General features: G+C 45.8%; 13 protein-coding genes. All 13 read left to right on the top strand.

The features are described 5' to 3' along the window. Window positions 1-3: 3 nt before the first annotated feature. The 13 genes from rplU to pheA all read left to right on the top strand — a co-directional run bounded on the left by rplU (window position 4) and on the right by pheA (window position 11,648). Window positions 4-315: a 50S ribosomal protein L21 gene (gene rplU / locus NST94_RS23615; protein WP_036685166.1), complete on the top strand. Its 312-nt coding sequence runs from the start codon at window positions 4-6 to the stop codon at window positions 313-315. Window positions 316-327: 12 nt separating this feature from the next. Further along, on the top strand, window positions 328-663 hold the full coding sequence (locus NST94_RS23610; RefSeq protein WP_036685168.1) for a ribosomal-processing cysteine protease Prp: 336 nt from the start codon (window positions 328-330) through the stop codon (window positions 661-663). A gap of 17 nt (window positions 664-680) precedes the next feature. Beyond that, window positions 681-992, top strand: a complete 312-nt coding sequence (gene rpmA / locus NST94_RS23605) for a 50S ribosomal protein L27 (RefSeq protein WP_036685171.1) — start codon at window positions 681-683, stop codon at window positions 990-992. 243 nt (window positions 993-1,235) lie between these two features. Continuing rightward, on the top strand, window positions 1,236-1,976 hold the full coding sequence (locus tag NST94_RS23600) for a Spo0B domain-containing protein (RefSeq protein ID WP_076105522.1): 741 nt from the start codon (window positions 1,236-1,238) through the stop codon (window positions 1,974-1,976). A 15-nt stretch (window positions 1,977-1,991) separates the two neighbouring features. Further along, window positions 1,992-3,302, top strand: a complete 1,311-nt coding sequence (gene obgE / locus NST94_RS23595; RefSeq protein WP_036685174.1) for a GTPase ObgE — start codon at window positions 1,992-1,994, stop codon at window positions 3,300-3,302. A 210-nt stretch (window positions 3,303-3,512) separates the two neighbouring features. Next, window positions 3,513-4,835 carry an SPFH domain-containing protein gene (locus NST94_RS23590; RefSeq protein ID WP_076186073.1) on the top strand — a complete coding sequence of 441 codons (1,323 nt, stop codon included), beginning with the start codon at window positions 3,513-3,515 and terminating at the stop codon, window positions 4,833-4,835. Between the two features lie 10 nt (window positions 4,836-4,845). Continuing rightward, window positions 4,846-5,592, top strand: coding sequence for a hypothetical protein (locus tag NST94_RS23585; protein ID WP_339281343.1), 747 nt, complete (start codon window positions 4,846-4,848; stop codon window positions 5,590-5,592). A 14-nt stretch (window positions 5,593-5,606) separates the two neighbouring features. Beyond that, window positions 5,607-6,383, top strand: a complete 777-nt coding sequence (locus NST94_RS23580; protein WP_339281342.1) for a hypothetical protein — start codon at window positions 5,607-5,609, stop codon at window positions 6,381-6,383. 66 nt (window positions 6,384-6,449) lie between these two features. Beyond that, on the top strand, window positions 6,450-7,811 hold the full coding sequence (locus NST94_RS23575; protein WP_076129385.1) for a hypothetical protein: 1,362 nt from the start codon (window positions 6,450-6,452) through the stop codon (window positions 7,809-7,811). Between the two features lie 158 nt (window positions 7,812-7,969). After that, window positions 7,970-8,407, top strand: coding sequence for an ACT domain-containing protein (locus NST94_RS23570; RefSeq protein WP_038573029.1), 438 nt, complete (start codon window positions 7,970-7,972; stop codon window positions 8,405-8,407). 33 nt (window positions 8,408-8,440) lie between these two features. Further along, window positions 8,441-9,727 (top strand): homoserine dehydrogenase, encoded by a 1,287-nt coding sequence (locus NST94_RS23565; RefSeq protein ID WP_339281341.1) that lies wholly within the window; start codon window positions 8,441-8,443, stop codon window positions 9,725-9,727. Between the two features lie 59 nt (window positions 9,728-9,786). Then, window positions 9,787-10,764, top strand: a complete 978-nt coding sequence (thrB, locus tag NST94_RS23560; protein WP_076129384.1) for a homoserine kinase — start codon at window positions 9,787-9,789, stop codon at window positions 10,762-10,764. Continuing rightward, complete coding sequence (gene pheA, locus NST94_RS23555; RefSeq protein ID WP_036685188.1) at window positions 10,761-11,648, top strand: prephenate dehydratase; 888 nt, start codon at window positions 10,761-10,763, stop codon at window positions 11,646-11,648. The genes thrB and pheA overlap by 4 nt, the downstream gene beginning before the upstream one ends.

Here is an 11,648-nt window from a genome sequence, read left to right as displayed (position 1 = left end):
AAAATGTATGCAATTATCGAAACTGGTGGTAAACAATACAAAGTCCAAGAGGGCGACGTTTTGTTCATTGAAAAGTTGGAAGCTGAAGACGGCGCAAGTGTAACTTTTGACCGTGTATTGGCTGTTTCTAATGATGGTGGTCTGACTGCAGGAACTCCGCTAGTAAGCGGCGCGTCTGTAACAGCTAAAGTCGAGAAACATGGTAAAGGCGCTAAGGTTGTAGTTTACAAATACAAACCTAAGAAGAACTACCACAAGAAACAAGGTCATCGTCAACCGTACACGAAAGTAACTATCGAGAAGATTCAAGCGTAAGAAGGTGCGTTAATGATTAGCGTGCGGATTACACGATTATCGGATCTAGGAACTATCGTTGGCTTTGAGGTTAAAGGGCATGCGGGTTATGCGAAGCGTGGCGAAGATATCGTATGTGCCGGGGTATCCGCTGTAACAGTTGGAACCGTCAATTCGATTGAGACCTTGACCGGAATCTCCATGGATACATCCATGAAGAACGGATTCTTAAGTGGAACATTAAGTTCTGTTGAAGATTTCGATACTTCCGCGAAGGTACAATTGCTGCTTGAATCCATGGTCGTAATGCTGAATGATATCGCAGAATCATACGGGAAGTATATTCAAATACAGCAAGTAAATATTTAAAGAAGGAGGTTGACAACATGTTGAAATTGAATCTTCAATTGTTCGCATCGAAAAAAGGTGTAGGTTCCACAAAAAACGGACGGGATTCCCATTCCAAACGTCTTGGCGTGAAACGTGCTGACGGTCAAGCAGTAACCGGCGGTAACATCTTGGTTCGTCAACGCGGAACAAAAATTCACCCAGGAACTAACGTAGGCATCGGTAAAGATGATACTTTGTTCGCAATGGTGGATGGCGTAGTGAAGTTCGAACGTTGGGGCCGCGATCGCAAAAAAGTGAGCGTGTACCCAGTTGATGTCGCTCCGGTAGCAGCGGCACTGGAAGCGTAAGCTTACGGACCATATGAGCAAGTAGAAGCCTCCGGCATGAGTGCCGGAGGCTTTTTTGTAGAATATTCATAATTATTTGTGTTGCAAAGTTGGAATGGTTAGATAGATGTGAAAATCTCGTTATTATCTCTGGTGAACTACAGTGAACGCGTGTGTTATACTAGGAAATGGTAAATGATACTAACAAAACAAATTATCTAAACGAAGTCATGAATTTTGCGAACTGAGGGACGGGGAGAAAGAATGAAATCCTGGAAAAGTGCAATCTGGGCAGTCATGTTATCCGTAATGCTTCCTTTAGGTCTTTTGTATTGGCATACTTCTCTTCTGACGTGTCTATTACTCGGAGTCTGGGTAGTGGCAATCGTTGCTTTCAGTTTTATCTGGAGCCAGCGTCATTATGAACGGGAGCTGCGTATACAAGAGAACACTCTGCAACAGGCGGCGATTCGGACACTGAATCATCATCGACATGATTGGATGAACGATTTGCAGATTCTATACGGATATATTCAGCTTGGAAAGCCTAATAAATCCGTGGAGTGTGTGGAAAGAATAAAGGAACGCATAGCACTTGATAGTCGTATCGCTAAGTTGGGCATTCCTTCATTGGTTTTCTATATCCAATCCTTCCGAACTAACAGGTCTAGTCTGGAATTGGAAGTTCAGGTGGAGGAAGGGTTGCAGCTAGAGGACAAGCTAAATCCAGAAGCAGGAGATGAGCTGACTTCAGTGATTATGCAGACCATACGGGCTTATCAGTACAACGGGCTGGCTCCTCAGGGGGAGACGCGCAAGCTGCGCCTTGGCTTTTTTCAGGATGGAGGAGACATTCTTATCTCCTTCGAAGGCGAGGGGGAGCATGGCAATCCCGAGCTGCTCAAAGGGCAAATTTATAATATAGTACAAGGAAAAATCATGAAAGCAGAGCAGTTTAAGCCTAGCAGGGCTTATGTAGAGCTGCGATTACCGCTTGAAATGTGAGGAAGGTGAACATTTATGTTCGTAGATAAAGCTAAGATTTATGTTAAAGGCGGTGACGGCGGGGATGGTCTCGTTGCGTTTCGCCGGGAGAAATATGTACCGGAGGGTGGTCCTGCCGGTGGTGACGGAGGCCGTGGAGGCGACGTTATTTTCCGTGTAGATGAGGGACTGCGCACGTTGATGGACTTCCGTTATCAGCGCCACTTCAAAGCTGACAAAGGGATTAAAGGACGGAACAAAAGCCAACATGGAGCGAATGCGGATCATATGATCGTTCGTATTCCGCCAGGAACCATTCTGATTGACGATGATACGCAAGAGATCATTGCCGATATGACGCGTCATGGACAACAGGTTGTAGTTGCACGTGGAGGCCGTGGAGGCCGGGGTAACACCCGTTTTGCCACAGCTAATAATACTGCACCAGAGCTTGCGGAGAACGGTGAAGAAGGCCAAGAGCGTTATGTTGTTATGGAACTTAAGGTAATGGCTGATGTAGGGCTTGTAGGCTTCCCGAGTGTGGGTAAATCTACGTTGCTGTCGGTTGTGTCCGCTGCTCAGCCCAAAATTGGAGCTTACCATTTCACAACAATTACACCGAATTTAGGGGTAGTGGATGTTGGGGATGGCCGAAGCTTTGTGATGGCGGATCTGCCTGGATTAATCGAGGGAGCTAGTGAAGGCATAGGTCTGGGTCACGAATTCCTGCGTCACGTTGAACGTACGCGTATCATCATTCATGTAGTTGATATGTCTGGCTCTGAGGGCCGTGATCCCTTCGAGGATTGGGTTCTAATTAATGATGAGCTGAAGCAGTACAATGCTAGTCTAATCGATCGTCCGCAGATTGTGGCGGCGAATAAGATGGATATGCCTGAATCAGAAGAGAATCTTATTTCTTTCCGCGAACGCGTAGCTGAGGTGCGGCCGGATTTAGAAATCATGCCAATTTCATCCCTTACCCGTCAGGGTGTTCAGGAGCTCCTATATCGTGCAACGGATATTCTCGACAGCATTCCGGTTGCGCCGGTGGTTGAGGAAGTTGCTGAAACTACTGAACGTAAGGTGTATAAGCTGGAAGCAGAAGAGGATAATTCGTTTACTATTACACGTGATAACGAGGCGTTTGTGGTCACAAGCCCACGTATCGAACGTATGCTGAAGCGCATGCAGCTTAGCACACATGATGCGATTCTCAAGCTGGCACGGACTTTGCGTCATATGGGTGTAGATGCAGAGCTTCGTAAACGTGGTGCTGTAGAAGGAACGATTGTCCGTATCGCTGATTTCGAATTCGAATTCGTTGAGAACAGCAGCTACTATTAATATTTAGCTGACTATGAAGCGCCAACTATGGTTTTCCTGTAAAGGGATAGCATAGTTGGCGCTTTTTTTGTGAGGAGATCAGTAATTTTTTTCAATAAAAGAACCCAAAACACGATATATATCGTATACAATAAATATCGAAATACACTAATTCCCATTTGGGAGCGTACACGTTATTTATATATAAGATAATGAAAGAAGGAATAGCAGATGGCAATTATAGAAGTGGTGAAGTATGACGGTCCTCCAGGTATATTTGCATGGAAATATCCTAACCAGGAGCTGGGGACATGGACACAACTAATCGTTAATGAATCCCAGGAAGCGATTCTATTCAAGGGCGGACAAGCGCTTGATTCTTTTACAGCTGGGCGGCACACGCTAAGCACCGCTAATATACCTATTTTATCCAATATCGTTAATCTTCCTTTTGGTGGAAAATCACCATTTACGGCTGAAGTATGGTATGTGAATAAGACGAATTCGATGAATGTCAAATGGGGAACGAGCTCACCTTTACAGCTTCAGGATCCCAAATACAAAATTATGATTTCTGTTCGTTCTTTTGGGCAGTTTGGTGTAAAAATCGATGATCCGCGAAAATTCTTGCTGAAGCTCGTAGGGACGCTCCCGCAGTTTGATCATGAAACGCTTATCAGTTATTTCCGCGGACTGCTGATGTCGAATATAAATGAACTTATTTCTTCTTACCTTGTGCACAAGCAAATCAGCATACTGGAGATTAATGCTTATGTTGCAGAGATCTCCAAACATATTCAGGGCCGACTAGCCTCGGCTTTCTTGGATAATGGCATTGAGCTGAATAATTTCTATATTGATTCGATCAATATTCCAGAGGATGATCCGGCAACGATTCGTTTGAAGGAAGCTTTGGCTAAAAAAGCGGAAATGGATATCATGGGCTTCACCTATCAGCAGGAACGTGGTTTTGACACGATGGAAGAAGCGGCAGGTAATCCTGGCAATCTTGGAGTGGGCATGATGAACACCGGGATGGGGCTTGGACTTGGAATGGGATTTGCTGGACCCGCTATGGATATGGTGAACCGTATGACTAGAGGGATGAACTTGGATTCAGGGACTACAGTTATACGTCAAGAGCAGCGTTCCTGCTCTAAGTGTGGAGTTATGAATCCAGTAGAGGGACGGTTCTGCAGCGGTTGTGGGCAGGCGCTTGGAGGCAACCCGCAAGGTTCTCCCTCTGCGAACAAGATCAAATGTTTTGAATGCGGGCATGAACTAAATGCGGGAGCAAAGTTCTGTCCAGGTTGCGGGAATCCTTATCGTGCTTGCCCATCCTGTAAAGCAGATAATCCTGAGGGAGCGGCTTCTTGTGTCTCCTGTGGAAAAGAAATGCCTAAAGCTTGCGGTAAATGTGGGACTATGGTAGCGCCAGGGGTGAAATTCTGTCCTCACTGTGGAGACAGCATGGTGATTAAATGCAGCGGCTGTGGACATGAGCTGAAAGCTGGACAAAAATTCTGTGCAGAGTGCGGAACAAAAGCAGGCTAAGGAGGACCTAATGAACAAAAGCAGGAGATATATATACATTATTACCATCATTTATGCGGTAGCTATAGTACTGACAGTGTTCTCGTTTATTGGATTAGGTTTCTCTGACTCACTGTTTCGGTTCATAATTTCTTTATCCGCGGTTCTGCTAGCAGAAAGTGTAATCTATGGCTATTGTATTTTTTGGCTCCGAACGGCAAGTAGCATTCAGCAGACTCCGCCTGTTCTTATCAGCGGCGCAATCATTACGGGAATCTATGCAGCCATCGTATTTGTATCGGCCTTACTCTTCGATTGGCTGCTGGAGTTACCCGCCTTGTGGTACGCAGCCGAACAATTGCTGATTCTTGTGTTAGGAGCGATCACTTTGGCCGCGATAGGGCTTTACGGGTGGAATGCTGGGGCAGGGGAACAGCAAGCCAAAAGGTCTTTACAAAAGTTTCGGCGGTATCAGAACGAATTAACTGAAATGAGTGAGCTGGCTAGTAGCTGGAAGAATTCCGGATCCGAGCAGCTAGTGAACGTGTTAGATATGTTGGAGGAAAAATTTAAGTACAGTGATCCGATATCAGAACCGTCTTTATATGCTACAGAGGATATTCTGCAGCAGCAGATTTCTCTGTTACATGATCACGTGAAGCTACTGCTGGCGACCCAAGAGCCACATGAGGGCTGGCAGGTAGAAGTAAATGAGATGTCAGAGAGTATAAAGTCTACACTTCAGCGGCGTAACCGTGAATTAGCGGCACTTAAATAGGAGGAGTTTACTACATGAACAGTTTGAACCTACAAGAGCCGTCACCGCTCCCGGGAGGAAATGCAGCCGTTCCCCGGCTTAAATACGAACGTACCGGGTTTGATTATGTTATTCTCGCGGCTGCTTATCTGCTGATGCCAGTTGGACTTGTGCTTGCCTTGTTACGTTTGATGACAACGCATTACAAAAATTACCGTAGACCGACTAACCTCAATCTGCTGATGCATGTATTTATTGGTGGGTTTGTTGAACTTTCTATTGCTATGTTTTCTAGTGCGCTCAATGGGGAATTTGGAACTTCTGAATTAGTATCAACGCTTATTTTAATTGCAATCATGTTTTTGACTCCAGCTTTTATACTGGCCAGTGTGACAGCGAAAGCTAAATATACCCTTTCTAAGCTTAACACTTCTTATATAGAGCTGATTCGAAATAAGAATATCCGGCATATTGGCAGTATATCTGAACGAATAGGCCAAAGTGAAAGTGATGTACGGAGAGATGTCCAGTATCTGAAGGATAAAGGGCTGCTTGATATTGATGTCGCATTATCCGAAGGGCGCCAGACGCCAGAACCATCAGCAGCTAATCAAGGTTACCCTGAAAGTACTTCGGGCTTTGGAGGAACGGGGAGAACCCAAGCATCGGGGCAGCAGATACCTGCGCAGCCTCAGTCTCCGCCGCAACTGCCTAAGTCTATCCGTTGTCCGGGGTGCGGAGCCCAGAATACTGTGTTCCCAAGCCAATCTAAAAGCTGTGATTACTGTGGAACGAAGATCCCGTACAATTAATGCCGTCAACCAACAGATTAGCTGCATCGCATATAGGATTACATAAATAAGGGGATTAAAGACAAAATGAGTGGATTGGATATACGCAGACAGCCGCCGACATCGGGAAAACCTGTGTACAAGCATGAATATGAGCGGACGGCGTTTGATTATACGACTATTGTGTTTGCGTATGTATTTGCTCCGGTTGGCTTTATATTGGCTGCCATTCGGTTATTATCTACACATTCCAAGAGACAGCGCAAAGCAAGCAATATTAACCTGTTTTATCATGCGTGTATGGGTGCCTTTGTAGAATTGGCGATCTATTTCATTATTAGCAAGCTACTCGGTCAAATCGATTATGTCGCACTCTTGATCAGGCTGGTGATTATCTACGCATTGTTTAGGATTCCCGCCATCAAATTGTCGGTTAGGGCCGTAGGATGGAGAGAGGGATTCACCTATCTTTGCAATGACTATATCGCATTGGTTCTTGTGGACGGCATAAGGCATATCGGCAGCCTATCCGATATTCGCGGATTCAGTGAAGAGAATGTCCGCGAGGTTTTGGAATATTTAAAAGATCAGGGAGTGCTTTCTCCAGATATTGTTTATTATGAAGGACGTGTAGACAATCCATTTGTAAAATTGCCGCCGAAGCTTATTTATTCCAAACGGGCACAAGCACTGGTGCGTGCGCCTGAGAATAACCTTCGCTACCGTAACAAGCGAGACCGGACAGTGTTTGATCGAATCATCATGGCGATTGCCTATTTGTTTGCTCCGCTTGGGTTTGTACTTGCGATGCTTCGTTTTGTAAGCACTCATTATAAGAATGAGCGGAAATCATTTAACTACAAATTGCTCTATCATGTATGTATGGGAGCTTTTATGGAACTTGCTGTCCTCTTCGCCGTGGGGACCTACAAAGGGGATTTTAAGTGGTACACTTTATTGATCATTCTGGTGGTCCTCTACGTGATCTTTATAATTCCGGCGGACAGCTTTGCAGGGAGGGCTACCTTTGCAACAGAAAACTTTGATTTTCTGTGCAAGAAGTATCTCATGCTGATCGTAGTGGATGATGTTAGGCATATTGGTAATTTAGCTGATATCACGAGACAAAGTGAAGATGATGTACGTAGAGACCTACGGTATTTGGTGAGATGGGGGTTACTTGCTTCTGATCTTGTCTATTATGAAGGACGTGTTAAGCTCTTAGATAAACAACCGCCCAATCTTGTACATCCTGACCGGGCACAGCCCTCCGCGGCATCAGAGAACCAGCCATCATCTGGGCGGCAGTCATTGCCGGAGAATAGGCCTAAGCCACCTGTCCAACTGCCGAAATCCATCGTTTGTCCGAGTTGCGGTGCTAAGAGTAGAGTACTTCCAGGGCAGGATAAAATCTGTGACTATTGCGGGACGACGATTCCATACAGTTAGTGTACATACGATTGCCTTCTGCCCCCGGGAATCCGGGGGTTTTACTACACCTAACTACCCGGCCTTGGAGCATCCAGATAAAGTTATTGCATTTTACAAGCCTTTTCCGATATAATGTCCACTAAGAAAACACAAAAGTCTTTGAGGTGAGGACGTTCGTGAGAGAACGCTATTATTTGGTCCGGGAGGACATATTGCCTGATGCTGTACTTAAGACTATGCAGGTTAAACAATTGCTTGAGGCCGGGGATGCGAAGACCGTAAATGAAGGTGTAGAGCAGGTGGGATTAAGCCGAAGCGCTTTTTATAAATACAAGGATGGAATTCACTTGATCCATCAGCTCGAACGAGAGCGGATCGTTACGATTTCCATGGATTTGGAGCACGAATCTGGAATGCTTTCCAAGGTACTAGGCTCTGTAGCGGGACATGGGGCTAATGTGTTGACGATTCACCAGAGTATTCCGCTGCAAGGGCGGGCAAATGTGGTGATCTCCGTAGAAATTTCACACTTAAATGAGGAACTCGGAGAGATGCTGGATAGTCTGAAAGAGATTCCAGGAGTGAAGCGTGCTTTAATCGTTGGACAGGGATAGGAACTATATTCGTAAACTTTTAGGAGGAGACAGATGAAGCCGGTTAAAGTGGGGTTGCTGGGCCTGGGAACAGTAGGCACAGGTGTAGTTCGTATCGTGGAAGGGAATCAAGAGGATTTAAGCAGCCAGGTAGGCTCTTCAATTGTCATTGAACGTATAGCTGTGAATAATTCTAATAAACCACGCGAAATCGAGGTTGATCCTGCTAAAATAACGACAGATCCATGGGATGTGATTCGTGATTCTGAAATTGATGTCATCGTTGAAGTTATGGGGGGAATCGCGGGAACCAAAGAATATATTCTTGAAGCTTTGGAACGCGGTAAACATGTCGTAACTGCGAACAAGGATTTGATGGCGCTGCACGGCTCGGAGATTCTTGCTAAGGCGCAGGAGAAGCAATGTGATGTCTTTTATGAGGCTAGCGTAGCAGGAGGCATTCCGATTATCCGCACACTTATCGAGGGCTTTTCCTCAGATAAGATTATGAAGATTATAGGTATCGTGAATGGAACGACTAATTACATACTAACCAAAATGAGCCAAGAAGGCGCATCCTATAATGATGTGTTAAAAGAAGCGCAGGATCTGGGATACGCAGAGTCTGATCCAACCTCGGATGTGGAAGGCCTGGACGCTGCCCGCAAAATGGCGATTCTCGGAACCTTAGGTTTCCGTACTAACGTGGAGCTGCATGATGTAAGTGTGAGTGGGATTTCTCAGGTGAGTAAGGCGGATATCGCCTTTGCGAAACGTCTCGGATATGAAATTAAGCTGTTAGGCATCGCTGAACGTCAGGATGAAGAATTCAGCATCAGTGTTCAGCCAACCTTGATTCGGGCTAGTCATCCCTTGGCTTCCGTCAATGGCGTGTTCAACGCAGTTTACGTATACGGGGAAGCAGTGGGAGAGACCATGTTCTACGGTGCGGGTGCGGGCGCAATGCCAACTGCAACCTCAGTGGTAGCTGATTTGGTAGCTGTCATTAAGAACCTTAAACTAGGTGTGAATGGATTGAAGCAAAAAGTACCTTACAAGCAGAAAAAGCTTAAGAGTGATGAAGCTATTTTTTATAAAAACTTTTTGCTTCTGCATGTTGATGATAAAGCAGGGGTATTGGCTAAGATTACTCAAGTGTTTGCCGAATATGATGTAAGTTTGGATTCAGTAGTTCAGCAAGCCAATCCCAATAATCCTGATGCGGAGATCATTATTGTCACTCATAACGCTAGTAAAGCAAGCATGAACAAAGTGCTGCGCCATTTCGAGGAGCTGAAAGTCATCCGCCGGATTAAGAGCCATTATCGTGTGGAAGGTTAACCAAGCCACTGAACTAATACTTTCATATTTCAAAACATAGTAAGGAGATTGTACCTGTTATGAGTATTTACGGAAGAGCTAGGATTAAAGTGCCTGCTAGTACTGCCAATCTTGGTCCGGGCTTCGATACTCTGGGTATGGCTTTGCCGCTATATGCCTGGATTGAGATGGAGGAAGCAGAGGAGACTGTTTTTCATCTATATGGTGATGAGATGAATGGAGTGGCTCAGGATAAGAGCAATTTACTCTATAAGGTCGCTCAAATGGTATTTGCAGAGGCAGGCGTTACGGTGCCTGAATTATCGATATCCATGTACTCGGAAATTCCGCTTACGCGTGGACTCGGCAGCAGTGCCTCAGCTATTATTGGCGGAATGGCCGCAGCGAACACAATGATTGGCTCTCCGCTGGATAATGCTAAGCTGTTTGATATGGCTACCCAGCTTGAGAAACATCCCGATAATGTGGGTGCCTCCTTGTTTGGCGGCATTATTACTGCGGTGTGGGATGGTGAACATGCGGATTATGTTCGGCTAGAACCACCACAAAATCTTGAGGTGCTGGTGGTTATTCCTGAATTCGAACTGGAAACCACAAAAGCGCGGGGATTGCTTCCAACAGAAATCTCAGTTAGTGATGCTGTGTACAACATCAGCAGAACCTCTCTATTGACGGCTTCGCTGGCATCAGGCCGGCTTGACCTGCTTAGCAGAGCGATGCAGGATCGCCTGCATCAGCCGTATCGTGCACCGCTTATACCGGGCATGGAGAAGCTGCTCGCAGAAGCTCCTGAACACGGTGCTTTAGGGATCGCACTTAGCGGTGCTGGACCGACTCTGCTATGTTTAGTGGATCGCCAAGAGACCCGTAAGAGTGAGCTTGAGGCCTTCTTGAAGAATACGATGCAGGAACATGGCATTTCCGCTCGGACATGTTGGTTAACACCTTGTGCTTCTGGAGTTACTACAGAGCTGCTCGAAATAAACGAGATGCAAAACGTATCATTTTTGGATATGATAAAAGGAGTACGGTCATGAAATCAATAGCGGTATTGCCGCAGGGCTCGGTATCCCACGAAGCGCTGCTGCATTTGTTTAACGGTGAACCTGTAAAGCTTGTGCATCACAAGTTAATTTCCGATGTATTTCTCTCTACGGCGAATGGTACCACCGATTACAGCGTGATTCCGATTGAAAATACCATTGAAGGCTCAGTTAGTCTTCACATCGATTGGCTCATCAATGAAGTGGATTTGCCAATGCAGACGGAATGGATTTTTCCGTCGATACAGAATCTTATCGGTAACCCAAGGGAATTCACAGATACAGACGGCAACAAGGATTTCACCAAGATGGTAAAAATCCTTTCGCATCCAGTAGCAATGGCACAATGCATGCAATTTGTTCGTAAGCATGCCCCTTGGGCTGAACTGGAGTCGGTCGGAAGTACCTCTGAAGCTGTGGAAATCGTCAAAAACAATCCCGGTAAGGGCTGGGCTGCTATCGGTACCGCTCTTGGCGCCGCTACTCATGGGCTGGAGATTGTAGATCGGCAAATTACAGATCACAACAACAACTACACACGGTTTGTCCTGGTTGGTCCACAGAAGATAGATCTTCCGCGGAGCAGCACAGGAGTAAAGACGAGTGTTCTTGTAACGCTGCCAGAGGATTTTCCAGGTGCCTTGCATCAGGTGCTTGCTGCTTTTTCCTGGCGGAAACTGAATTTATCGCGTATTGAATCACGACCAACGAAGAAGAAGCTGGGTACTTATTATTTTTATATTGATGTGCTGGAACCGATAGAATCTGTTCTGCTGCCAGGGGCTATTGAAGAAATTAGTGCTTTAGGCTGTCAGGTAAGGATTCTGGGCTCGTATCCCACATACACCTATGAGGAAGAGAAAGCGGAGGTGCAGTAA

This window comes from Paenibacillus sp. FSL H8-0282, assembly GCF_037963825.1.
GTDB classification, from domain to species: Bacteria; Bacillota; Bacilli; order Paenibacillales; family Paenibacillaceae; genus Paenibacillus_AQ; species Paenibacillus_AQ odorifer.
Note: the sequence above shows the minus strand (reverse complement) of the source record. Positions and strands in the feature narration are given on the sequence as shown.